Source organism: Methylobacterium sp. Leaf456 (assembly GCF_001425465.1).
Classification (GTDB): Bacteria; Pseudomonadota; Alphaproteobacteria; order Rhizobiales; family Beijerinckiaceae; genus Methylobacterium.
This window is the reverse complement of record NZ_LMQV01000023.1, coordinates 110,077-132,867: the sequence shown is the minus strand read 5'-3', so window position 1 is coordinate 132,867 and position 22,791 is coordinate 110,077. Positions and strand designations below refer to the sequence as shown.

General features: G+C 68.6%; 19 protein-coding genes and 2 pseudogenes. 11 read left to right on the top strand and 10 right to left on the bottom strand.

The window, feature by feature from the left end; all coding sequences use genetic code 11:
- Positions 1-54: 54 nt before the first annotated feature.
- Genes cysN through ASG52_RS14165 form a run of 3 tightly spaced genes read right to left on the bottom strand, consistent with a single transcriptional unit; the run spans position 55 to position 3,199 of the window.
- Complete coding sequence (gene cysN / locus ASG52_RS14175) at positions 55-1,461, bottom strand: sulfate adenylyltransferase subunit CysN (protein WP_056244185.1); 1,407 nt, start codon at positions 1,459-1,461, stop codon at positions 55-57.
- On the bottom strand, positions 1,461-2,390 hold the full coding sequence (gene cysD / locus ASG52_RS14170) for a sulfate adenylyltransferase subunit CysD (RefSeq protein WP_056244182.1): 930 nt from the start codon (positions 2,388-2,390) through the stop codon (positions 1,461-1,463). The genes cysN and cysD overlap by 1 nt, the downstream gene beginning before the upstream one ends.
- Complete coding sequence (locus ASG52_RS14165; RefSeq protein WP_056244179.1) at positions 2,390-3,199, bottom strand: phosphoadenylyl-sulfate reductase; 810 nt, start codon at positions 3,197-3,199, stop codon at positions 2,390-2,392. The genes cysD and ASG52_RS14165 overlap by 1 nt, the downstream gene beginning before the upstream one ends.
- A 240-nt stretch (positions 3,200-3,439) precedes the next feature.
- Here ASG52_RS14165 and ASG52_RS14160 point away from each other — a divergent pair, with 240 nt between their 5' ends.
- The 3 genes from ASG52_RS14160 to ASG52_RS14150 all read left to right on the top strand — a co-directional run bounded on the left by ASG52_RS14160 (position 3,440) and on the right by ASG52_RS14150 (position 7,875).
- On the top strand, positions 3,440-3,943 hold the full coding sequence (locus tag ASG52_RS14160; RefSeq protein WP_056244176.1) for an Lrp/AsnC family transcriptional regulator: 504 nt from the start codon (positions 3,440-3,442) through the stop codon (positions 3,941-3,943).
- A gap of 112 nt (positions 3,944-4,055) precedes the next feature.
- Positions 4,056-5,837 carry a diflavin oxidoreductase gene (locus ASG52_RS14155; RefSeq protein WP_056244174.1) on the top strand — a complete coding sequence of 594 codons (1,782 nt, stop codon included), beginning with the start codon at positions 4,056-4,058 and terminating at the stop codon, positions 5,835-5,837.
- A gap of 205 nt (positions 5,838-6,042) precedes the next feature.
- The gene (locus tag ASG52_RS14150) at positions 6,043-7,875 is read left to right on the top strand and encodes an NADPH-dependent assimilatory sulfite reductase hemoprotein subunit (protein WP_056244171.1); all 1,833 of its coding nucleotides are present in this window, start codon (positions 6,043-6,045) and stop codon (positions 7,873-7,875) included.
- Here ASG52_RS14150 and ASG52_RS28775 read toward each other — a convergent pair.
- Together ASG52_RS28775 and ASG52_RS26425 are read right to left on the bottom strand one after the other, a co-directional pair.
- A pseudogene (locus tag ASG52_RS28775) lies at positions 7,872-7,979 on the bottom strand (IS5/IS1182 family transposase); the annotation flags it as partial. The gene ASG52_RS14150 and the pseudogene ASG52_RS28775 overlap by 4 nt on opposite strands.
- Before the next feature lie 30 nt (positions 7,980-8,009).
- Positions 8,010-8,811, bottom strand: a pseudogene (locus ASG52_RS26425) (IS5 family transposase); the annotation flags it as partial.
- 412 nt (positions 8,812-9,223) lie between these two features.
- On the opposite strand from ASG52_RS26425, the gene ASG52_RS14135 reads away from it, so the two are divergent.
- Entirely contained in the window at positions 9,224-9,412 is a 189-nt protein-coding gene (locus ASG52_RS14135; RefSeq protein WP_056244169.1) for a hypothetical protein, read from the top strand.
- 183 nt (positions 9,413-9,595) lie between these two features.
- On the opposite strand, the gene ASG52_RS14130 is transcribed toward ASG52_RS14135, so the two are convergent.
- Entirely contained in the window at positions 9,596-10,453 is an 858-nt protein-coding gene (locus ASG52_RS14130; protein WP_056244167.1) for a prephenate dehydratase, read from the bottom strand.
- Positions 10,454-10,464: 11 nt separating this feature from the next.
- Complete coding sequence (locus ASG52_RS14125; RefSeq protein WP_056244164.1) at positions 10,465-11,208, bottom strand: 3-deoxy-manno-octulosonate cytidylyltransferase; 744 nt, start codon at positions 11,206-11,208, stop codon at positions 10,465-10,467.
- A gap of 260 nt (positions 11,209-11,468) precedes the next feature.
- On the opposite strand from ASG52_RS14125, the gene ASG52_RS26420 reads away from it, so the two are divergent.
- The 4 genes from ASG52_RS26420 to ASG52_RS14105 all read left to right on the top strand — a co-directional run bounded on the left by ASG52_RS26420 (position 11,469) and on the right by ASG52_RS14105 (position 17,423).
- Positions 11,469-12,368, top strand: coding sequence for a c-type cytochrome (locus tag ASG52_RS26420; protein WP_082552566.1), 900 nt, complete (start codon positions 11,469-11,471; stop codon positions 12,366-12,368).
- Positions 12,369-12,531: 163 nt separating this feature from the next.
- Positions 12,532-14,445 carry an extracellular solute-binding protein gene (locus ASG52_RS14115; RefSeq protein WP_056244163.1) on the top strand — a complete coding sequence of 638 codons (1,914 nt, stop codon included), beginning with the start codon at positions 12,532-12,534 and terminating at the stop codon, positions 14,443-14,445.
- Positions 14,442-16,313 carry an extracellular solute-binding protein gene (locus ASG52_RS14110; RefSeq protein ID WP_056244160.1) on the top strand — a complete coding sequence of 624 codons (1,872 nt, stop codon included), beginning with the start codon at positions 14,442-14,444 and terminating at the stop codon, positions 16,311-16,313. Before ASG52_RS14115 ends, ASG52_RS14110 begins: the two co-directional genes overlap by 4 nt.
- 12 nt (positions 16,314-16,325) lie before the next feature.
- Positions 16,326-17,423 carry a microcin C ABC transporter permease YejB gene (locus ASG52_RS14105; protein ID WP_056244157.1) on the top strand — a complete coding sequence of 366 codons (1,098 nt, stop codon included), beginning with the start codon at positions 16,326-16,328 and terminating at the stop codon, positions 17,421-17,423.
- Between the two features lie 42 nt (positions 17,424-17,465).
- Here ASG52_RS14105 and ASG52_RS14100 read toward each other — a convergent pair whose 3' ends face one another.
- Positions 17,466-17,696: a type II toxin-antitoxin system RelE/ParE family toxin gene (locus ASG52_RS14100; RefSeq protein ID WP_082552565.1), complete on the bottom strand. Its 231-nt coding sequence runs from the start codon at positions 17,694-17,696 to the stop codon at positions 17,466-17,468.
- 388 nt (positions 17,697-18,084) lie between these two features.
- Between ASG52_RS14100 and ASG52_RS14095 the strand changes: the two genes are divergently transcribed.
- Positions 18,085-18,588, top strand: a complete 504-nt coding sequence (locus ASG52_RS14095; RefSeq protein ID WP_056244726.1) for a GNAT family N-acetyltransferase — start codon at positions 18,085-18,087, stop codon at positions 18,586-18,588.
- On the opposite strand, the gene ASG52_RS14090 is transcribed toward ASG52_RS14095, so the two are convergent.
- Together ASG52_RS14090 and bla are read right to left on the bottom strand one after the other, a co-directional pair.
- The gene (locus tag ASG52_RS14090; protein WP_156383964.1) at positions 18,589-19,182 is read right to left on the bottom strand and encodes a PilZ domain-containing protein; all 594 of its coding nucleotides are present in this window, start codon (positions 19,180-19,182) and stop codon (positions 18,589-18,591) included.
- A 277-nt stretch (positions 19,183-19,459) separates the two neighbouring features.
- Positions 19,460-20,323: a class A beta-lactamase gene (gene bla / locus ASG52_RS14085; protein ID WP_056244150.1), complete on the bottom strand. Its 864-nt coding sequence runs from the start codon at positions 20,321-20,323 to the stop codon at positions 19,460-19,462.
- A 79-nt stretch (positions 20,324-20,402) separates the two neighbouring features.
- Here bla and ASG52_RS14080 point away from each other — a divergent pair, with 79 nt between their 5' ends.
- Positions 20,403-21,926 (top strand): acetate--CoA ligase, encoded by a 1,524-nt coding sequence (locus tag ASG52_RS14080; protein ID WP_056244147.1) that lies wholly within the window; start codon positions 20,403-20,405, stop codon positions 21,924-21,926.
- Between the two features lie 68 nt (positions 21,927-21,994).
- Positions 21,995-22,777, top strand: coding sequence for a glycosyltransferase family 2 protein (locus tag ASG52_RS14075; protein WP_056244145.1), 783 nt, complete (start codon positions 21,995-21,997; stop codon positions 22,775-22,777).
- Positions 22,778-22,791 lie beyond the last annotated feature (14 nt).

The window sequence follows — 22,791 nt, the reverse complement described above, 5'->3', positions numbered from 1 at the left end:
AGCACGGAAAAACGAGCCCTCCCTGGTCGGTGAGACCAGGGAAGGCTCGGGTGCTCAGCCGCCGAACAAACGCTTGATGCCGGCGAGCAGGCCGCCGCTGCGGGCGGGCTCCGGCGTCGTCGCGGTGGCAGCCGGGGGAGCTTCCGTCTTGGCCGGGACGGCAGAGGCTTGGATGAGGCCGAGTGCGGCGGTATCCGTGGTCTCGCGGTCGATCAGGATCAGGCTGCCGGTGTCCCGGTTTTCCAAGTAGGGGTCGACGGCGATCTGGCGGTCGAGTTGGAGCGTCACGTCGCCGATGTCGTTGACCGCGAGTCGGTCGGTCGCCCCGGCCTGCCCCGTCTCCGGGTCGATCCGGCGATGGATGGCCGCGATGCGGGCATTGACGACCTGCGTGCCGACCTTGGCCCACAACTCCGCGCCCACCGCCAACTCGCTCTCGGCGGCCCAGAACAGGCGCACCTCGATGCGGTCGGTTAGCGTCAGTGGCGCGTCGGCGGTCGCGATCACCGCGCCGCGGGAAGCGTCGATCTCGTCGGCGAGCACCAGCGTGACCGACTGGCCCTCGCTGGCACGCGGGAGGTCGCCGTCGGCGGTGAAGATGCGCGCGACCGTCGAGGATTTTCCGGATGGGGCGACGGTGACGCGGTCACCGGGCACCACCGAGCCGGAAGCGATCAAACCGGAGAAGCCGCGGAAATCCGAGTTCGGCCGGTTGACCCACTGCACCGGCAGGCGGAAGGCGGCGGCGCGCTCCTCCGACTTCACCGGCACCTCTTCGAGGTAGCGCAGCAGCGGAACGCCGTCGTACCAAGGCGCGGCGGCGCCCGGCAGCACGACGTTGTCGCCGTTCTTGGCCGAGAGCGGAATCGCTCGCACTTCCGCGAAGTTCAGCGGCGCGGCGAAGCTGGCGAAGCCGGCCACGATCTCGTCGAAGCGGTTCTGCGACCAGCCGATCAGGTCCATCTTGTTGATGGCCAAGACCACCCGGTGGATGCCGAGCAGCGAGACCAGCAGCGCGTGACGCCGGGTCTGGCGCGTCAGGCCCTGGCGGGCATCGACGAGAATCACGGCGACGTCCGCGGTCGAGGCGCCAGTCGCCATATTGCGGGTGTACTGCTCGTGGCCGGGGGTGTCGGCGACGATGAAGGAGCGCGCTTCCGTCGAGAAGAACCGGTAGGCGACGTCGATGGTGATGCCCTGCTCGCGTTCGGCCTGGAGACCGTCGACGAGGAGCGCGAGATCGACCTCGCCCCCTTGCGTGCCGTGCTTGCGCGAATCGCGCTGGAGCGCCGTCACCTGATCGTCGAAGATCTGCTTGGTGTCGTGCAGCAGGCGACCGATCAGGGTCGACTTGCCGTCGTCCACCGAGCCGCAGGTGATGAAGCGAAGCACCTCCTTGGACTGGTGCGCCCGCAGGAAGGCGTCGTAGCCGAACGCCTCGGGTGACTGATGGATGGTCATCAGAAGTAGCCCTCCTGCTTCTTGCGCTCCATGGCGCCGGCGCCGTCCTTGTCGATGACGCGGCCCTGCCGCTCCGAGGTGCGGGCCGCCAGGGTCTCGCCGATGATCTCGGGCAGGCTCGCGGCCGGGCTCTCGACCGCGCCGGTCAGCGGGTAGCAGCCGAGCGTGCGGAACCGGACCTGACGCATCTGCGGGGTCTCGCCGGCTTCGAGCGGAAACCGGTCGTCATCGACCATGATGAGCTGGCCGTCGCGCTCCACCACCGGTCGCTCGGCGGCGAAGTAGAGCGGGACGATCGGGATTTTTTCTTGCTCGATGTAGAGCCAGATATCGAGTTCGGTCCAGTTCGAGAGCGGGAACACGCGGAAGGACTCGCCGCGCCGCTTCTTGAAATTGTAGAGGTGCCACGGCTCGGCGCGCTGGCGCTTGGGGTCCCAGCGGTGCTGGCCGTTGCGGAGCGAGACGATGCGCTCCTTGGCGCGGGAAGCCTCCTCGTCGCGCCGCGCGCCGCCGAAGGCCGCGTCGAACTTGTGCTTATCGAGCGCCTGACGCAGGGCCTGCGTCTTCATCACGTCGGTATGCACCTCGGAGCCGTGGCTCACCGGGCCGATGCCTTTGGCGAGCCCGTCCTGGTTGGTGTGGACGATGAGGTCGAGGCCGAGTTCCTTCACGCGGCTGTCGCGGAAGGCGATCATCTCGCGGAACTTCCACGTCGTGTCGATGTGCATCAAGGGAAACGGCAACCGCCCCGGCGCGAACGCCTTGAGGGCGAGGTGCAGCAGCACCGAAGAGTCCTTGCCGATGGAGTAAAGCATCACCGGGTTCTCGGTCTCGGCGACCGTCTCCCGGAAGATGTGGATGCTCTCGGCCTCGAGACGCTGGAGATGCGTCAGGCGGGTGCGCGCGGGCGCGGCGACGGCGGCGCTCATCAGACCAGTTCCCTTCTCTGTTCGCGTGAGGTCGCGGCGCTGGCCGGCTCCTCGAAGGCCGCGGCTTCCTGTCCGGGCGCCACGTCGGCTTCGGGCCTGTGCAGATGCAGGCCGCACTCTTTCTTGGATTCCTGTTCCCACCACCAGCGGCCGGCGCGCTCGTCCTCGCCGACCTTCACCGCGCGGGTGCAGGGGGCGCAGCCGATCGAGGGGAAGCCCCGGTCGTGCAGCGCGTTGTAGGGAATGAAGTTTTCGCGCACGAAGGCGTCGATCTGGGCTCGCGTCCAGTCGGCGAGCGGGTTCACCTTGATGAGCCCGCGGCCCTCGTCCGCTTCCGCCAACGGCGTGTCGGCCCGGTTGGCCGATTGGCCGGCGCGCAACCCCGTGAACCATGCCGCCGCGCCGTCGAGGGCGCGGCCGAGCGGCTCGACCTTGCGGAAGCCGCAGCAGGCTTGGCGTGCCGCGACGGAGTGGCGGAAGCCGTTGATGCCCTCGCGCGCGACGAACTCTTCCTCGGCAACACGCTCGGGCGCGTAGGCGCGGATGCGGATGCCGTAGGCGGCCTCCGTCTCGGCCCAGACATCGTAGGTCTCGGGAAAGAGCCGGCCGGTATCGAGAGTGACGATCTCCGTGCGGCCCTTGTTCAGGGCGAGCGCATGGGTGAGCGCCTGATCCTCGATGCCGAGGCTGGTGGTGAAGACGAGCCGACCGGGAATGCGGTCCTCGACGAGGCGGATGCGCCCGCGAAGGTCCAGCCCCGCCATCTCACTGGCGAGGTCCCCGGCCGCCCGGACGAGGGCAGCGGTCATGTGCGTAAAATCGAATTGCCTGCTTGTCGGAGTTCTGAGATGTTCGCTATAACGAACGCTGTCAAGGCGTCGCACCCGCCTCACACGCAAATCCGCGTTGCGGTGCGAGCGCCCTGGCAACGGCCGCCACGGCGGATCGTTGCCCGCAAACAAAAGATTCTTCTCGGCCGGACGGGCTGACGGCCGTAAGCCGCCTCAGTCGCCCGGTGCCCTTCACTGCCCCTTCAGAGAGGCCGCCCCTTGGACTCGATCGACCTGAAGATCCTCGCGCTCCTGCAGAAGGACGCCACGCTCTCCATCGCCGCCATCGGTGAGCAGGTCGGGCTGTCGCAGACGCCCTGCTGGAAGCGCATCCAGCGCCTCGAATCCGACGGCGTGATCGACCGGCGCGTGGCGGTGCTCGATCCGGTGAAGCTCGGGCTCGGGCTCACCGTGTTCGTCTCCATCGAGACCGCGGACCATTCCAAGGACTGGCTGGAGCGCTTCGCCGACCGCATCGCCGCCATGCCGGAGGTGCTGGAATTCTACCGCATGGCCGGCGACGTCGATTACATGCTGCGCGTCGTCGTGGCCGACATGGCCGCCTACGACACCTTCTACAAGAACCTCATCGCGACTCTGCCTCTCAAGAACGTGACCTCGCGTTTCGCGATGGAGAAGGTGAAGTCCACGACCGCCCTGCCGCTGCCCGCACCGCCGCCGCGCGGCCGCGCCGAGCCGCGACTCGCCGTGGTCGGAGAATAATCTTTCTTTTCGCACCGCAACGACAGACAATCTCTTCTCTCCGGCGAGCGTTCTTTAAAACGGACATCCCTCCGTTGACAGCGGCGCTCCGCCGGACGACATGGCACTCACAATGTCCAAGACAGCACTCCTCCCCCGCACCGCCCCGTTCGGCGATCAGGAGCGGGCCCATCTCGATGCGGCGCTGGGCGCCGCGACGCCGATACAGCGGGCGTGGCTCACAGGCTTCCTCGCCGGTCTCGACGCGGCCGCGGGTCAGCCCGCCGCCGCCACGGCTGCCGTCCCGGCCGCGTCGCCCAAGGCCGCCGAGCCGCTGACGATCCTGTTCGCTTCCGAATCGGGCAATTCCGAAAAACTCGCGGGCGACGTCGCCAAGCTCGCGCGCAAGCAGGGCTTCAAGCCGAAGATCGTCGACTTCGCCGAGCTCGATCTCGCCACCCTGCCCAAGGCCGGCAAGCTCGTCGCCATCGCGGCGACCTGGGGCGAAGGCGAGCCGCCCGCCCGCGCGGTACGATCCTACGGCGAGCTGATGGGTAACAGTGCGCCCCGCCTGGACGGGGTCGAGTTCGGCGTGCTGGCGCTCGGCGATACCAGCTACGCGGAGTTCTGCGCCATCGGCAAAGCGCTGGATGCCCGGTTCGAGGCGCTCGGCGCCAAGCGCGCTTATGACCGGGCCGACCTCGATCTCGACTTCGAGAAGCCGGCCGCCGACTGGATCAAGGGCGCGCTCAAGGCGCTGGCCCCGGCCGAGGCGCCGGCCGGCAACGTCGTCGCCGTCGATTTCCGCGCCGCGGGCGGTGAGGACGAGGAGGCCGAGCTCAGCCGCGAGCCGGTGGTGGTCGAAGTCATCGACCACGTGAACCTCAATTCCTCGCGCTCCGACAAGGAGACGATCCACCTCGCCCTCGAATTCGAGGACGGGGCGCCGGCCTACGAGCCGGGCGACTCGCTGGAAATCTTTCCTGAGAACGATCCGCAGCTGGTCGAGGAGATCCTGAAGGCCACCGGTCTGTCCGGCGACGAGGCTTTGCGCAAGGCGCTGCTCTCGGAGCGCGACATCACCACGCTCTCGGTCACCACGATCGAGCGCTTCGCCAAGGCCACGAGCCACGCGGACGCCCAGAAGCTCGTGGAGAGCGGCGAAGCGAAAGCCTGGATCGAGGGCCGCCACCTGATCGATCTGCTGGAGCGCTTCCCCGTCACGCTCACCGCCGATCATCTCAACACCGTGACTCGGCCACTCCCGCCCCGAGCGTACTCCATCGCCTCATCGCGAAAAGAAGTCGGCGATGAGGTGCATCTGACGGTCGCCGCCGTGCGCTACGAGACCCACGGCCGCGCCCGCGCCGGCGTCGCCTCGGTCCACGTCGCCGACCGGATCAAGAACGGCGCCAAGCTCCGGGTGCGGGTGAAGCCGAACAAGCATTTCCGCCTGCCCGCCGACCCCGCCACCGACATCATCATGGTCGGCCCCGGCACCGGCGTCGCCCCGTTCCGCGCCTTCGTGCAGGAGCGCCGCGCCACCGAGGCAACCGGTCGCTCCTGGCTGTTCTTCGGCGACCGCCACTTCACCCACGACTTCCTGTACCAGCTCGAATGGCAGGACGCGCTGGAGGACGGCGCGCTCGCCAAGATCGACGTGGCCTTCTCCCGCGACCAGCCGGAAAAGATCTACGTGCAGGACCGGATCGACGCACATGCCGCCGAGGTGGTGGAATGGCTCGACGGCGGCGCCCATTTCTACGTCTGCGGCGACGCCAAGAACATGGCGAAGGACGTGCACGCCGCCGTTGTGCGTGCGTTCCAGAGCGTGAAGGGCCTCTCCGCCGCGGATGCGGAGGCGCATGTCGCCGGGCTGGAGCGGGCCAAGCGCTACCAGCAGGACGTTTACTGAAGAACCACGAACCCTCCCCCCTCTGCGGGGGAGGGTGCCGAGCGCAGCGAGGCGGGAGAGGGGCAGCGCGACGATGCCGAAGGACGGCGCGAGTCACGACTGTCGAGCCTGTTCCGGACGCGGCGCTCCCCTCTCCCGACCCTCGCTGACGCGAGGGCCACCCTCCCCCGCAGAGGGGGAGGGTCGAAGCTATCGGATCACCGCCATGGACGACCACAAGCCGATCGACACCCCTGACGGACCCGCGGTGGAGACGCCCGGCACGGGCGCGCGCCGCTACGACGCGCCGCCGACCGACCGTCCGATCACGGAAGCCGAGGCCGCCAAGGCCGCTGGGCTCGCCCACAACGAGCATCTGAAGATCGCTTCGGGGTATCTCCGCGGCGGCCTCGCCGACGGCCTCCTGAAGCATGCCACCGGCGCGATCTCCGAGGACGACGGCCAGCTCGTCAAGTTCCACGGCATGTACATGCAGGACGACCGGGACATCCGGGCGGAGCGCACCAAGAAGAAGCTCGAGAAGGCGTTCAGCTTCATGATCCGCCTGCGGATCGCGGGCGGCGTCGTCACGCCGAAGCAGTGGCTGGCGCTGGACGAGATCGCCACGACCTACGCCAACGGCACGCTGCGGGCGACGACGCGCCAGACGTTCCAGTATCACGGCGTCATCAAGTCGAACCTCAAGCGCACCATGGCGGCGATCGACGCGGTGCTGCTCGACACCATTGCGGCCTGCGGCGACGTGAACCGCAACGTCATGGCCGCGACCAATCCGGCCCAGGCCGGCGCCCACAAGGCGGCCTACCAGCTCGCCAAGGACATCTCGGACAGCTTGCTGCCGAAGACCAATGCGTGGCGCGAGATCTGGCTCGACGGCGAGCGCGTCGTCGGCGGCGAGGAGGAGTTCGAGCCGGTCTACGGCAAGACCTACCTGCCGCGGAAGTTCAAGACCGTGGTCGCCGTGCCGCCCTCCAACGAGGTCGACATCTTCGCCCACGATCTCGGGTTCATCGCGATCCTCGACAAGAAGAACCGGGTGACGGGCTGGAACGTCACGGTGGGCGGCGGCATGGGCATGACCCACGGCGAGCCCGACACCTTCCCCCGCACCGCCGACGTGATGGGCTTCTGCAAGCCTGAGGACGCCCTCAAGGTCGCCGAAGCCGTGATGACGGTCCAGCGCGACTGGGGCAACCGCAAGAACCGCAAGAACGCGCGGCTGAAATACACGATCGAGCGCTTCGGCGTGGATGCGTTCCGCACCGAAGTCGAGACCCGCATCGGCAAGAAGCTCGGCGAGCCGAAGCCCTACCGGTTCGACGGCAACGGCGACCGCTACGGCTGGGTCGAGGGCGACGACGGGCGCCACCACCTCACGCTCTACGTGCCGTCCGGCCGCATCAAGGACGTGGAGGGCGGGCCGCAATTCCTCACGGGCCTGCGCCGCATCGCACAGGTGCACGAGGGCGATTTCCGCCTCACCGGCAACCAGAACGTCATCATCGCCAACGTGCCGTCGGAGAAGCGCGCCGCGATCGAGGCTCTGGTGGACGAGCATGCCATGACCAAGGGCGCGGGCGCGCTGCGGCGCAACTCCATGGCCTGCGTCGCGCTGCCGACCTGCGGCCTCGCGCTCGCGGAGAGCGAGCGCTACCTGCCCGACCTCCTCAGCGAGCTGGAGGAAAGCCTCGCCAGCCACGGCTTGCAGGACGACGAGATCACGATCCGCTCGACCGGCTGCCCCAACGGCTGCGCCCGGCCCTTCATCAGCGAGATCGGCCTCGTCGGCCGCGGCCCCGAGCGCTACCACCTCTATCTCGGCGCCGCCTTCGACGGCTCTCGCCTGAGCAAGCTCTACCGCGAGGACGTGACGGCGGGCGAAATCCGCACCGTGCTCGACCCGCTGTTCGCGGCCTATGCGCGGGACCGTCAGGCGGGCGAGCGCTTCGGCGACTTCGTCATCCGCGCTGGGTTCGTCGCCAAGACCACGAACGGGCCGGACTTCCACGAGCGCACGGGGCCGCTGAAGAGCGCCTAACAGAACCTCCTGATCTGGTTGAGGGTGATGAGGCTGGCGGCAAGGCTGGTGAAGGCCTCGTAGATGTCGGCCCGTCGCTCGTAGCGGATGGGCAGGCGCCGGAAGCCGAACAGCAACGACTGCTTAGAGCGCCTACAGAACGGCCTGATCTGGTTGAGGGTGATGAGGCTGGCGGCAAGGCTGGTGAAGGCCTCGTAGATGTCGGCCCGTCGCTCGTAGCGGATGGGCAGGCGCCGGAAGCGGTTGAACCAAGCATGGGTACGCTCGACCACCCAGCGGTGACGCCCAAGCGTCTGACTGCTTTCGATGCCTTTGCGGGCGATGCGCGGGATGATCCCACGCGCTCGGCACTCCTGGCGACGCGCCTTGGCATCATAGGCCTTGTCGGCATGCAGCTTGTCGGGGCGTCGGCGCGGCCGTCCGCRCCGGCCTGTCCTCACGGGCGGGATGGCATCGAGGGTCGGGGCCATCTGCGGGCTGTCGTGCCGGTTGGCACCCGTCAGCCTCAACYCCAGCGGTGTGCCGCGGGCGTCGGTGACGAGGTGGCGCTGCGTGCCCGGCTTACCCCGGTCCGTCGGATTCGGGCCGGTGGCAGGCCCCCTTTTTGGCCGGGACAGAGGCACTGTCCAGGCTCGCCCGTCGCAAGTCGATCTCGCCGGCTGCGTGCAGGCGCTTCAGCAGCACCTGATGCAGCCGCGCMCACACGCCGGCCTCCTGCCAGTCGCGCARGCGGCGCCAACAACTCATGCCGCAACCGCAGCCCATCTCGGCCGGCAGCATCTCCCAGGGGAGACCCGAGCGCAGCACGAACAGGATGCCGGTCAGCGCAGCCCGATTGTCGATCGGAGGCCGTCCGCCCTTCGGGCGCGGACGGGGCCGCGGTAAGAGCGGGACGATCTCGGTCCAGAGATCGTCGGGAAGTAGAGGTCGAGCCATACCCGACCAACCCCTAACCGACCGCTTCGTGCCGTTCTGTTAGGCGCTCTAAGTGGACGATCTCGGTCCAGAGATCGTCGGGAAGTAGAGGTCGAGCCATACCCGACCAACCCCTAACCGACCGCTTCGTGCCGTTCTGTTAGGCGCTCTAAGTGGCTGAAAAAGCGTGTTTGTTACAGTCCGTCCCCGGGCACCATAGCCTCGCCGGACTTTCCGACCGGCCGCACCTGATCTTCCAACATCTTCACGATCGTCTGCTGGCGCTTCTAACGGCTCGCGATGGCTTGCCCGAAGGCCGCCATCACAGGGCCGGCTGCGGCCGGATGCCTCCTCCCTGACGATCTCGGAACATGGCCCCGCCTCGTCGCTTCCCACCCCGCCGAAGTGGCATAGGACAGGTTTCGGGGATCACATGGCCAAGGACGTGACGACCTACACCCTCAAGCAGGCGCTCGCGGCGCGGGTGGACGACCACATCGAGATCGCGGTCGAGGCCGAGGACGGCACCAAGTTCAAGATCCGCGCGAGCGCCGAGCAACTCGACGCGCTGACGGGCGATCTGGAGACGATCCTCGACGGGGATGACGCCGACGCCGCCTGAGCGGCCTTCCATCAAGCCACCACCGTCATTCCGGGGCCGCGGAGCGGACCCCGGAATCCACGACCGGCCGCGACTCTTCGTAGGGCCGTGCATAACGGATAGATTCCGGGTTCGCCTGCGGCGCCCCGGAACGACGGCGATGGGTTCGGGGACGAGGCCGTCGCGAACCCAAATCCCAAAAAACTACTCGGCGGCCTGCCGCGTCGCCTCGCGGAACGGGTGGGCCGGGTAGGTTCCAAGGATGCGCAGTTCGCGCGAGAAGTAGCGGAGTTCCTCCAACGCCCGGCGCAGGCCGTCGTCCTCCGGGTGACCGTCGACCTCGGCGTAGAACTGGGTCGCGGTGAACTGGCCCTCGACCATGTAGCTCTCGAGCTTCGACATGTTGACGCCGTTGGTCGCGAACCCCCCGAGCGCCTTGTAAAGGGCGGCGGGGATGTTGCGGACCCGGAAGATGAAGCTCGTCACCGTCGGCTCAGCCCCGGGCTCCGGCAGCACCGGCTCGGGGGAGAACACCACGAAGCGGGTCGTGTTGTGCGCCTCGTCCTCGACGTCGCGCTCCAGGATGTCGAGGCCGTAGACTTCCGCGGCCATCGCCGGGGCGAGTGCGGCACGGGTCGGGTCGCGCAGCTCAGCCACCTCGCGGGCGGCGCCCGCGGTGTCGCCCGCCACAACCGGCTTCACGCCGAGGCGGCGGATGATGCGGCGGCACTGGCCGAGCGCATGGATGTGGCTGTGCACGGTCTTGATGCCCTCCAGCGGGGCGCCCGGCAGGACCATGAGCTGAAAGTGGATCGGCAGGAAATGCTCGGCCACGATGTGCAGCCGCGAGGTCGGGATCAGGTGGTGGATGTCGGCGACGCGCCCCGCGATGGAATTCTCGATCGGGATCATCGCGAGCGCGGCCTGCCCCTCGTTCACCGCCGCGAAGGCGTCCTCGAAGGTCGGGCAGGCGAGGTAGGTCCAGCCCGGATAGGCCTGGGCGCAGATGATGTGCGAGTTGGCGCCGGGCTCGCCCTGATAGGCGATGATGCGGTCGGTCATGTGCGTGTGCTTCAGTTCAGGCGGCGGGCGGAGAGGAGAGCCCGTGCGCGTTCGAGATCGGCCGGCGTATCGACGCCGAGCGGCAGGTCGGTGACGATCGTGGCGTCGATGCGCATCCCGGCTTCCAGGGCGCGCAGCTGCTCCAGCTTCTCGCGTTGCTCCAGTTCACCCTGCGGCAAGCCGACGAAGCGGCGCAGCGCCTTCCGGCGATAGGCGTAAAGGCCGATATGGTGGAACAGCGGCCCGTCGCCCCAGGGCGCGCGGGCACGGGTGAAGGCCAGCGCCCGCAGGCGGTTCGGGGCCACGTGGTGGCCGATGATCTTGACGACGTTCGGGTCGTCGGCCTCGCCCGCCCGCTCGATCAGGGCGGCGAGCGTCGCGATGTCGACGGCCGAATCGGCGAGCGGCGTCACCGCGGCGGCGATGATGCCGGGATCGATCGTCGGCAGGTCGCCCTGCACGTTGACGACCACGTCGTGATGGCCCTCCGGATCGACGATCTCCAGCGCTTCCGCGAGTCGGTCGGAGCCGGAGGGATGATCGGGCGAGGTCGTGACGGCGAGCCCGCCGCGGGATTCGATGGCCTCGACGATCTCGGGCGCATCGGTCGCGACCACGACCGGGCCGACCCCCGATTCGACGGCGCGGCGCCAGACATGGACGATCATCGGCTCGCCCGCGATGTCGGCGAGCGGCTTGTTCGGCAGGCGCGTCGCGGAAAGACGGGCCGGGATCAGGATCAGCGGATCGGACATCGCCCGGATACGGCCTCACGCGGATGGCGTCGGGCGAGCGTCTAACAGGCGTCGCTCGCCTTGTCATGACGAGGCCCCGGTGGCACCGCAACGCAAAAACCGCTTCAGAACCGCTCGTGCGACAGCGCGCAGCGCGCACGGCCCATTGTCAAGATCGGTTCCAAACGGCTAATCACCCTCGCACTCTTCCAAAGTCCGGCGTCTTGCCCGTCGGGCCCCCATCCGCCGGGCTCTCTCCCCGTGCGCCGGAGCTGTCGAGCATGGATTCCTTCGAGCTGAACAAGGTCGCCGGCGCGGTACTCGGCGCGCTGTTGTTCGCGGTCGGGTCGGGCTTCGTGGCGGAGCTGATCTATCACCCGAAGCCCGCGGGCAATGCGGGCTACCCGCTGCCGGAGCCCGAGCCGAAGGCCGCCTCGACCGCCGCCGCGCCGAAGGCCGAGCCCATCGCCGTGCGGCTCGCCAGCGCCGACGCCGAGAAGGGCAAGGGCGGCACCAAGGCCTGCGCGGCCTGCCACAGCTTCGAGAAGGGCGGCCCGAACAAGGTCGGCCCGCACCTCTGGGACGTGGTCGAGCGCCAGAAGGCGCACGAGCCGGGCTTCGAGTATTCCGGCGCCCTCAAGGAGAAGGGCGGCACGTGGACCTACGAGGATCTCGACCACTTCCTCGAGAACCCGAAGGGTTGGGTGAAGGGCACCAAGATGGCGTTCGCCGGCATTGGCTCGCCGGCTGAGCGCGCCAACGTGGTCGCCTACCTGCGCACGCTCTCCGACAGCCCGAAGCCGCTCCCGGCCGCGGAGAAGAAGGAAGAGGCCAAGAAGGACGAGGCAAAGCCCGCCGAGAAGGCTGTGGAGAAGCCCGCCGAGGCCAAGCAGGACGCCAAGCCGGCCGACACGAAGCCTGCCGAGACCAAGGCCCCCGAGAGCGCCACCGGCGACAAGGACAAGAAGCCCGAGACCAACGCCCCCCAGGGCAACCCCGGCGACGGCAAGGACACCGCCCGCACGGTGCCGGCCCCGGAAAAGCAGCCGCAGCAGAACGAAGTCGCCCCGTCGCAGCCGGACGTCGCCAAGCCGTCCACCGACACCGACGCGAAGCAGCAGCCGACCGCCCCCGAAGCCCCGCCCGCCACGGACAAGCCGGCCGAGGCGCCGAAGCCCTGATTTCCAGCACACCGACGACACCGAAAGGCCGGGCCGAAAGGTCCGGCCTTTCGCGTTTCCGGGAGCCTGCGCGGACGCGACCGCTTGGCGGGCCGTCCCCGCCGTCCTAGAACGTCGGCCAGAAATTCTCGTTATCCATGAACGATCGGGAGAACGCGCCAACGTGACGGACCACGCCGTGATCGCACGCCGCAGCTTCCTCGCCGGAGCCCTCGCCGCCCTCGGACTCCGCGGTCCGGCAGCTGCTCAGGAGCCCGCGGAATCGGCGGCGAAGGCCTCCGCCCAGGAGGCTCCCGGCAACTGGCGCCACGCCCTGACATTGCTCGGCGAGCCGAAATACGGCCCCGACTTCCCCCATTTCGACTACGCCGACCCGAAGGCCCCCGTTGGCGGCCTCGTGCGCCTCGGCGCGCAGGGCGGGTTTGACAACCTCAACATGATCGTTAACGGCCTCAAGGGCGATCTCGAAGGCGGCATCACCCAGATCTACGACACGCTGATGGAGGATTCGGGCGACGAGCCGTTCTCCTCCTACGGCCAACTCGCCGAGGCCGTGCGGATCGCCCCCGATGGGATGGCCGTCGCCTACCGCCTGCGCAGCGGTGCCCGCTGGCACGACGGCAAGCCGCTCACCGTCGAGGACGTGATCTGGTCGTTCGACACGCTGAAGGCCAACAGCCCATTCTACGCCGCCTACTACCACAGCGTGAGCAAGGCCGAGGCCACGGGCGAGCGTGAGGTCACCTTCCGCTTCTCGGAAGCCGGCAACCGCGAACTGCCGCAGGTGCTCGGCCAGATGCAGGTGTTGCCGAAGCACTGGTGGACCGCCACCGACGCCAACGGCAAGCCGCGCAACCCGACCGAGACCACGCTGGAGATTCCGCTGGGGTCGGGCCCCTATCGCTTGGCCAAGATCGATGCCGGCCGCTACGCGATCTACGAGCGCGTCGCCGATTACTGGGGCAAAGACCTGCCCGTGAACCGCGGGCGCAACAATTTCGGCACGATCCGGTTCGAGTACTTTCGCGACGGCTCGGTGCTGTTGGAAGCGCTCAAGGGCGACCTCTACGATTTCCGCACCGAGAACATCGCCCGCAACTGGGCGACGCAGTACGACGACTTCCCCGCCGTCAAGGAAGGCCGCCTGATCAAGGAGGAGTTTCCGGGCCGCGGCACCGGCATCATGCAGGCCTTCGTGTTCAACCTGCGCCGGGACAAGTTCAAGGACGAGCGGGTGCGCCGCGCCTTTAACCTCGCCATGAACTTCGAGGAGATGAACCGGCAGCTGTTCTACGGACAGTACCAGCGCATCGACTCGTATTTCTTCGGCTCCGAACTCGCCTGCTCCGGCCTGCCCGAGGGGATCGAGCGGGCGATCCTGGAAGGCGTGAAGGACAAGCTGCCGCCAAAAGTCTTCACGGAGCCCTACAAGAACCCGGTCAACGACACGCCGGACGCCGTGCGGGCGAACCTGCGCCAAGCGGTCGGCCTGCTCAAGGAGGCGGGCTACGAGTTGAAGGGCGGGCAGATGGTCTCGAAGGCCAGCGGCGAACCGCTGACCGTCGAGTTCCTCGAATTCCAGAACGTGTTCGAGCGGGTGATCCTGCCGTTCGCCGCGCAGCTCAAGCTCATCGGCATCCAGTCGAGCGTGCGCGTGATCGATCAGGCGCAGTACCAGAACCGGCTGCGCGCGTTCGATTTCGACATCACCACCTCGAACTGGCCGGAATCGCTCTCACCCGGCAACGAGCAGCGCGAGTACTGGGGCTCGGCTTCGGCCGACAAGCCGGGCTCGCGCAACATCGCCGGCATCAAGGATGCCGGGATCGACGCGCTGATCGAGAAGCTGATTTTTTCGAGTGACCGCGAGACTCTGGTGGCGGCCACCCGTGCCCTCGACCGGGCGCTGCTGTCCCACAACTACGTCGTGCCGCAATGGTCCTCGCCCGTGACGCGCACGATCCGCTGGAACCGCTTCGCGCACCCGGATCTCCTGCCGAGATACGGTGGATCGGGCTTCCCGACGACGTGGTGGTACGACGAGACGCTGGCCCAGAAGACGGGAGCGCCGCGTTGAGCGGTGCCGCGACCCGCCGCGGGTTCGTCTTCGGCACCGCCACCCTGGCGCTCGCCACCCTCCCCCGCTCCGCCCGCGCCGCGGCCTCAGCCCCGAGCCACGGTCTGTCGAGCTTCGGCGAGCTGAAATACGGGCCCGATTTTTCGAACTTCGACTACGTGAACCCGATGGCGCCCCGCGGCGGGCGCTTCGCGACCCAGATTACGCAGACCTTCGGCAACCAGGCCTTCGACACCTTCGACACGCTCAACCCCTACGTCTTCCGCGGCAACGGCGCGGCGGGGCTGAACGCCACGTTCGACAGCCTGATGGTGCGCGCACTCGACGAACCCGACGCGCTCTACGGCCTGATCGCCCGCACGGTGGAGACGAGCCCGGACGGCCTGACCCAACGCTTCCGCCTGCGGCCGCAGGCGCATTTCCACGACGGCTCGAAGCTGACGGCCCGCGACGTCGCCTTCTCGCTCAAGATCCTGAGAGACAAAGGCCATCCGGCGATCGCGCAGGAAATTCTCGACCTTGAAGACGCCGTCGCTGAAGCCGACGACGTGGTGCTGGTGCGCTACAAACCCGGCTACGCCCGCGACCTGCCGCAGACGGTGGCGAGCCTCCCCGTCTTCTCCGAGACGTGGTGGAAGGGCCGCGATTTTGAGGCCTCGACGCTAGAGGCGCCGCTGGGCTCCGGTCCCTACCGGGTCGGGCGGATCGATATTGGCCGCTTCATCGAGCTGGAGCGGGTGCCGGATTACTGGGCCGCGGACCTGCCGGTGAATGTCGGGCGCAACAATTTCGAGTCGCTGCGCTACGAGTACTTTCGCGATCGGCAGGCGGCGTTCGAGGCGTTCAAGAGCGGCGCCTTCACCTATCGGGAGGAGTTCACCTCCTCGATCTGGGCCAACGGCTACGACTTCCCGGCCGCGCGCGAGGGCCGGGTGAAGCGGGTGACGCTGCCGAACAACGCGCCGGCCAGCATCCAGGGCTGGTGGTTCAACACCCGCCGCGAGGTATTCAAGGACGCTCGGGTGCGCGAGGCGATCGGGCTGTGCTTCGACTTCGCTTGGACCAACCGCAACCAGATGTACGACACCTACGCGCGCACGGAATCGTTCTTCGAGCGCTCGGACCTCAAGGCCACGGGCAGGCCCGGCCCCGACGAACTCGCACTGCTCGAACCCCTGCGCGACGCCCATCCGAACTATCTCCCCGCGGAAGTGTTCGGCGAGGCCTGGGTGACGCCGGCCAGCGACGGCTCGGGCCAGGACCGGGCGCTTCTGAGCCGCGCCAACGCGCTCCTCAAGGAGGCCGGTTGCACCCGCGACGGCAGCGTGTTCAAGCTGCCGGGCGGCGCGCCGATCGCCTTCGAATTCCTCGACAACGACCCGATCTGGGAAGCCCGCACCCAGCCCTTCATCCGTAACCTCGCGCGGCTCGGCATCCAGGCGCGCCAGCGCATCGTCGATGCCTCGCAATACCAGTTGCGGGTGCGCGACTTCGATTTCGACATCGTTGTCCGCAACGCCTCACAGGGTCCGACGCCGGGGCCGGAATTGCGCACGAGCTTCGGCTCGAAGGCCGCGTCGCTGCCGGGCACCAACAACCTCGCCGGCATCCAGAACCCGGTGGCCGATGCCCTGATCGAGAAGGCCGTGACCGCGTCGTCCCGCGCCCAGCTGGAGGCCGCCTGCCGGGCGCTCGACCGGGTGCTGCGCGCGGGCCGCTACTGGATTCCGATGTGGTACGCCCCGAGCTACCGGCTCGCGACCTGGGACGTGTTCGGCCATCCGGCGACCCCGCCGGCCTACGGCCTCGGCACCCCGGACCTGTGGTGGTACGACCCCGAGAAGGCTCGACGGATCGGGCGCGACTGAGGCCCCAAAAGAATGATCGGCTACATCCTGCGGCGCCTCGCCCTCATGGTCCCGACCATCTTCGGGATCATGCTGATCACCTTCGCGATCATCCAGTTCGCCCCCGGCGGCCCGGTCGAACGCGTCCTGGCGCAGCTTCAGGGACAGCAGGAGGGCTCGCTCAACCGCATCACCGGCGGCCAGGGCGATCTCGGCGGCGGGGCCAGCCGCGCCGGCTCGGAGACCACCAAGTATCGCGGGGCGCAGGGGCTCGACCCGGCCTTCATCAAGAAGTTGGAGGCGCAGTTCGGCTTCGACAAGCCGGCCCACGAGCGCTTCGCCAAGATGCTGTGGGACTACGCCCGGTTCGATTTCGGCCGCAGCTACTTTCGCGACGTGAGCGTGATGCAGCTGATCAAGGAAAAACTGCCGGTCTCGATCTCGCTGGGCCTGTGGATGACGCTGATCTCCTACGCGATCTCGATCCCGCTCGGCATCCGCAAGGCGGTCTCCGACGGCTCGCGCTTCGACGTGTGGACCTCGGCCGTCGTCATCGTCGGCTACGCCATCCCGAGCTTCCTGTTCGGCATCTTGCTGATCATCCTGTTCGCGGGCGGCTCGTTCGTGCAGATCTTCCCGATCCGCGGCCTCACCTCGGAGAACTTCGAATCCCTGAGCCTATGGGGCAAGGCGGTCGATTACGCGTGGCACCTCGCGCTCCCGCTCGCCGCCCTGGTGCTCGGTGCCTTCGCGACCTCGACCTTGCTCACCAAAAACTCGTTCCTCGACGAGATCCGCAAGCAATACGTGCTGACCGCCCGCATGAAGGGCCTGACCGAGCGCGGCGTCCTCTACGGCCACGTCTTCCGCAACGCGATGCTGATCGTCATCGCAGGCTTCCCGGGCGCCTTCATCACCGCCTTCTTCACCGGCTCGCTCCTGATCGAGACGATCTTTTCGCTCGACGGCCTTGGGTTGCTCTCGTTCACTTCGATCGTCGGGCGGGATTATCCCGTGGTGTTTGCAACCCTCTACATCTTCTCGCTGCTGGGGCTCGCGGTGAACCTGCTGTCGGATTTGATCTATACGTGGATCGATCCGCGGATCGATTTTTCGGCCAAGGCGGCGTGATCTTTCGAGGAGGGTCGCTCTGTGAGGGCAGAGCGGTGAGCGTCATAGCGCTTCCGGCATGGAGGCAGGGTCACACGCGCCGCGCCGGACGGCGTACACGATGATGTCCGTGGCGGTCGTCTCGTAGAAGATCAGATGCAGGTATGGAGCCGTGGCCAGACGGTGAATGGTGGGATCTTTCGTTTTTCGGCCGAGCGCGGGATGAACCGCGAGCCGTTCCAGCGACGACTTGATGCGTTGCCGGACACGCTGCACGCCATGAGGCGATGTCATCCGTCGAAGCCTTGAGATCGGCCAGGGCCGGACGGGTGAAGCGGACCTTCACAACCCGTGCTTGGCTCAGGCGGCCTGCACTTCCTCGTCGGTAGCGAATTCGCCACGTTTCGCTGTCGCCTTGGAACGGGCAATCGCGGCCCGTTCGTCTTGCGTCAGGGCTACGGGCTCGGCCCCCTCGTCGGCGAGACTCAGTAGAACGCGAGCCTATTCCTCCTGCGTTTCAGGCGGGAGGGCGCGAACGCGCACGAAGGCTCGTTCCAGAGGCTCGGTCATGCCGTCATGATGCACCTGATTTCCGCACAGAAGAAGCGCAACCGGTGAACGTTTGCCGGCTGCCGGCCGGGCTGCTATCGGCCCCCGTCCCCACGACCGGATGACGCCCCTCGTGACCGCCCTCCCCCTCGTCATCCGCCCCGAACACCCGGACGACGGTCTGGCCATCGAGCGCCTTCACGCCCGCGCGTTCGGGCCCGGGCGCTTTGCCCGCACCGCCTACCGGCTACGGGAGGGCACGCAGCCGCTCCCCAATCTCTGCCTGACGGCGTTGGTCGGCACCTATCTCGTCGGCTCGGTGCGGATCGGTCCGGCGGAGGCCGAGGGTGGGACGTTGCTGGTGCTCGGGCCGCTCACCGTCGATCCGAGCTTTTCCGACCGCGGCATCGGCTCGGCGCTGATGCGGGCGAGCCTGGAGGCGGCGCGCGGGGCCGGCCACGGCCTCGTCGTGCTGGTGGGGGATGCGCCCTATTACGCGCGCTTCGGGTTCGCGCCGGTGCCGCCGGGGCGCCTCGTGTTGCCGGGGCCGGTCGATCCGCGCCGCTTCCTCTGGCTCGAACTCGCCGAGGGCGCGGGCACGTCCCTGTCCGGTCTCGTCCGGCCGACGCGCGACTGATCACAGCCGCACGGTCTCGTCGAAATCCTCCTGCGCGAACGGCACGGAAAACTGCACCGCGAGCCCGTTCTCGAGATGGCGCACCACGGTGGCGTAGCGCGAGCCGACCCGTACCTTGGCGCCGACGAACGGGAGAGCCGCAGTCTTGAGCGCGATGGCCGCGCCGGAGCGGGAGATGTTGAGGATCAGCCCGTTCATCACGAGCTGCTCGCCGAGCCGCACCTGCACGCCGCGATGCAGCGGCACGATGCGCTTGGCACCGCGCAACTCCGCTGCCCTGTTGGCCCGGTCGGCATGCCACTCCATCCGCGCGGTGACGCGGGTGCGCCGACTCTGGGGAATCGCGAGCGTCAGGACGAAGCCGTCCGGCACGAGCCGGGCCACCGTGCCGGGCAGGATGCCGATCTCGTCGAGATAGCAGACCACGACCTGGCCGAGCTCCACCGCGGCCTCGGCGATCAGCTCGACGGCCTCGGGCGTCATGCTGCGGGCAAAACAGGGGAATTCGCTGCCGCCGACGATCATCGCCCGCCCGGTGATGCGGTCGGAGGGCGATGCGTCCGGCCCCCGCTCCACCGGGGGGGGGCGCTTCAACGGCAGGAATTGCGGCTGACATCGCCATTTCCGGAAAACGCTTTTCTCGAGACCGCCGAAGAGACGCCATTTCGAAAGACATGCCGAAGCGCTGCTCCGGGGCGGGTGCGCAGTCAGACCCTTGCGGGACATTTGTAATCCCAGTGTGGGATCGGCGGAAGAGCGCTGACGAGCGTTATCCGTGTTTGGTTCCGGGCTATGCCGCGATCGTGATCAGCGCCAGCACTGTTTTTTGAATGCAAAGTATAGTCACGCGCAAATCGGTCTCGCGGGCGCGTCAGGTGTCCACCACAGCCTTCGCCACATTGGCCAGCGCGGCCTCGCGGTCGGCCAGGGGGCGGTCCGAGCCCGTGAGATAGACCGCGACCACTTGCGCGGCACCGTCCGGCGGCCAGATCACGCCGGCATCGTTGGTGGTGCCGTTCTCGCCCGTGCCGGTCTTCTCGCCGATGCGCCAGCCCGGCGGCAATCCGGCCCGCAGCCGTGCCCCGCCGGTGGTGTTGGCGAGAAGCCAGCCGGTCAGCCGGTCGCGGGAGGGCTGTGACAGGGCCGAGCCGAGGGTGAGCCCGGCGAGCAACCGCACCATCGCGGCCGGGCTCGTGGTGTCGCGCGGATCGCCCGGCGCGGCCTCGTTCAGCGTCGGCTCGGTGCGGTCGAGCCGGGTCGTCCGGTCGCCGAAGGCGTGCAAGTGGGCGGTGAGGCCGGCCGGTCCGCCGAGCGTCCGCAGCAGCAGGTTGGCCGCTGCGTTGTCGCTGCGGGTCACCGCGGCCTCGCACAACTCGGCGAGGCTCATGCCGGACCCGCCGACCCGCGCCTCCGTCACCGGCGAGTACGGCACCAGCGCCTCGCGCTCGAACACGATCCGCCGGTCCAGGCTCTCCTGGCCGCCATCGACCCGAGCCAGCACGGCGGCCGCCGCGAGGGTCTTGAAGGTGCTGCACAGCGGAAAGCGCTCGTCGAGGCGCCGCCCGGTCAACTCGCCGGAGGCGGTGTCGAGCACCGCGACGCCGAGCCGCCCGCCGCTGCGCCCCTCGATCCGCGCCAGGATATCCTCGAACGCCCCGGCCTGCGCCCGCCCTCCCCTCAGGGTGACGGCCAGAGCGGCGAGCCCGCTCGTCATCATACGGCGTCGCGTGATCATGCGGCCTCGATTTCCCCTGCTTGACGGCCCGCGAGCGGCGGCGGACACCTCTCGCGTCCCCTCACGACCGGACGCGCCCGTGCCGATTCCCGACGACCGCCTTCCGCCCCCCCGCTTCAACGCGGCCCGTTACTGCCTCGCGGACAATGCCCGGCTTCGCGGCGACAAGACGGCGCTGGTGATGGTCGGCGAGGGCGAGCCCGCCCGTCTCACCTATGCGCAGGCCGACCGCACTGTCCGCGCCATCGCAGCCGGCCTGCTCGGCCTCGGGCTGAAACCGGGCGACCGCGTGATGATCCGCATGGGCAACGAGGCGGATTACGTGCTGGTCTACTTCGGTGCGCTCGCCGCCGGGCTCGTGGCGCTTCCCTCCTCGCCGCAGCTGACGGCCGACGAGGCCGCCTTCCTGATGGACAATGCCGGCGTCGCCGCAGTGGTGGTCGGCCAAGGCTTCGACATACCGGCGGAGACGGACGGGCGCCTGTGGCTCGATGCCGAGGCGATTGCCGCGATGAAGGCCGGCGCGCCGCTCCCCGACTACGCCGACACCGCCGCCGACGATCCGGCGACGCTGGTCTACACCTCCGGCACCACCAGCCGGCCGAAGGGCGTGCTCCACGCCCACCGCGCCGTCTGGGGCCGGCGGCCGATGCACGCCCACTGGCTCGGCCTGACCGAGTCCGACGTGATGCTGCATGCCGGCACCATGAACTGGACCTACACGCTCGGCGTCGGCATCACCGATCCGTGGGCCTGCGGCGCCACCACGGTGCTCTACAACGGCCCGCGCGACCGCGGCGTCTGGCCCGGCCTGATCGAGGCGCACGGCGCGACGATCTTCGCCGCGGTCCCGAGCGTCTTCCGGCAGATCCTCAAATACGCCGACCTCGATTCCTTCGATCTGTCGAGCCTGCGCCACGGCGTCACCGCGGGCGAGGCGCTGAGCGCCGACCTGCTTGCCGGCTGGACCGGCTGCACCGGCATCCCGCTTTACGAAGCGCTCGGCATGAGCGAGATCTCGACCTACGTGTCGAGCGGTCCGACGATTCCCGTGCGCCCCGGCTCGCCCGGCCGGCCCCAACCGGGGCGCTGCGTCGCGATCCTCCCCGTCGAGGGCGCACCCGAGCCGTTGCCCGCGGGCGAGACCGGCCTGCTCGCGGTCCACCGCTCCGAGCCGGGGCTGATGCTCGGCTACTGGCAGCGCCCCGAGGAAGAGGCGGTGGTGATGCGCGGAGACTGGTTCGCGGGCGGCGACCTCGCGAGCCTGGATGCCGACGGCTATCTCTGGTTCCACGGCCGCAACGACGACCTGATGAACGCCATGGGCTACCGCGTCTCGCCGGTGGAGGTGGAGAATGTGCTGGCCGCCCATCCGGATGTGGCGGAAGTCGGCGTGGCGGAACTCGCGGTGCGGGCCGATGTCCGGGTGATCGCCGGCTTCGTCGTGCCGCGCGCTGGCGCGGAGCCCGATGCCGAGGGCCTGATCGCGTGGTGCACCGAGCGGCTCGCCGGCTACAAGTGCCCGCGCGAAATCCGCTTCCTCGAGGCGCTCCCCCGCACCGCCAACGGCAAGGTCCAGCGCAAGCGCTTGGCGGAGGCGTGAGAGCCGGTGCGCTTGTTCGCGGGGGTGCCCGCGGCTACAGCGGGGCGCCGCCCTCGCATCACGAAAAAATGTCCGCGCTGCCGATCTCCGTCTTCATCATCGCCCGCAACGAGGCCGACCGCATCGGCGCGACGATCCGGGCGGTGCGCGACCTGACCGACGACCTCGTGGTGGTGGATTCCGGCTCGACCGACGGCACGCAGGCCCTGGCGGAAAGCCTCGGCGCCCGGGTGATCCACAACGACTGGCCCGGCTACGGCCCGCAGAAGCGCTTCGCCGAGGAGCAGTGCCGCCATCCTTGGGTGCTCAACCTCGACGCCGACGAGGTGGTGCCGCCGGACTTGGCGGATGCGATCCGCGCCGTCTTCGCGGCGGGCGAGCCGGCCCACGCCGCGTGGCGGATCGACATCGCCGAGATCTTTCCCGGTGAGACCCGCCCCCATCCCTGGGCCTACGTGCTGAGCCCGGTTCGGCTCTACCGCTGGGACCGCAGCCGCTACTCCCCCTCCCCGGTCCACGACCGGGTCGAACTGGGCGCGGACGTCACCGCCGGATGTCTGAAGGGCCGCATCCACCATTTCTCGGTGCGCTCGCTCGGCGACCAGCTCGACAAGCTCAACCGCTATTCCGACCAGCAGGCCGACGACCTCGACGCCCGCGGCGTGACGATTCCGGCGTGGCGCGTGTTCGTGGAGCTGCCGGGCAATTTTTTGAAGGCCTATTTCGGTCGCCGCCACTTCGTGCGCGGCGTCTACGGGTTCCTGACCGCAATGAACTACGCCATCTCCCGCCACCTGCGCGTGGCCAAGCACTACGAGCGCCGCATCACGAGCCCGCGCCAACCGGGTTGACCCGCCGCCCCGGA

Bases quoted from the DNA above. Each gene is read 5' to 3' on its own strand.
- ASG52_RS14105 (WP_056244157.1), top strand. From the start codon at position 16,326: ATGATCGGCTACATCCTGCGGCGCCTCGCCCTCATGGTCCCGACCATC.
- ASG52_RS14150 (WP_056244171.1), top strand. From the start codon at position 6,043: ATGGACGACCACAAGCCGATCGACACCCCTGACGGACCCGCGGTGGAG.
- ASG52_RS14125 (WP_056244164.1), bottom strand. From the start codon at position 11,208: ATGTCCGATCCGCTGATCCTGATCCCGGCCCGTCTTTCCGCGACGCGC.
- bla (WP_056244150.1), bottom strand. From the start codon at position 20,323: ATGATCACGCGACGCCGTATGATGACGAGCGGGCTCGCCGCTCTGGCC.
- cysD (WP_056244182.1), bottom strand. From the start codon at position 2,390: ATGAGCGCCGCCGTCGCCGCGCCCGCGCGCACCCGCCTGACGCATCTC.
- ASG52_RS26420 (WP_082552566.1), top strand. From the start codon at position 11,469: ATGGATTCCTTCGAGCTGAACAAGGTCGCCGGCGCGGTACTCGGCGCG.
- ASG52_RS14135 (WP_056244169.1), top strand. From the start codon at position 9,224: ATGGCCAAGGACGTGACGACCTACACCCTCAAGCAGGCGCTCGCGGCG.
- ASG52_RS14165 (WP_056244179.1), bottom strand. From the start codon at position 3,199: ATGACCGCTGCCCTCGTCCGGGCGGCCGGGGACCTCGCCAGTGAGATG.
- ASG52_RS14075 (WP_056244145.1), top strand. From the start codon at position 21,995: ATGTCCGCGCTGCCGATCTCCGTCTTCATCATCGCCCGCAACGAGGCC.
- ASG52_RS14130 (WP_056244167.1), bottom strand. From the start codon at position 10,453: ATGACCGACCGCATCATCGCCTATCAGGGCGAGCCCGGCGCCAACTCG.
- ASG52_RS14155 (WP_056244174.1), top strand. From the start codon at position 4,056: ATGTCCAAGACAGCACTCCTCCCCCGCACCGCCCCGTTCGGCGATCAG.
- cysN (WP_056244185.1), bottom strand. From the start codon at position 1,461: ATGACCATCCATCAGTCACCCGAGGCGTTCGGCTACGACGCCTTCCTG.
- ASG52_RS14100 (WP_082552565.1), bottom strand. From the start codon at position 17,696: ATGACATCGCCTCATGGCGTGCAGCGTGTCCGGCAACGCATCAAGTCG.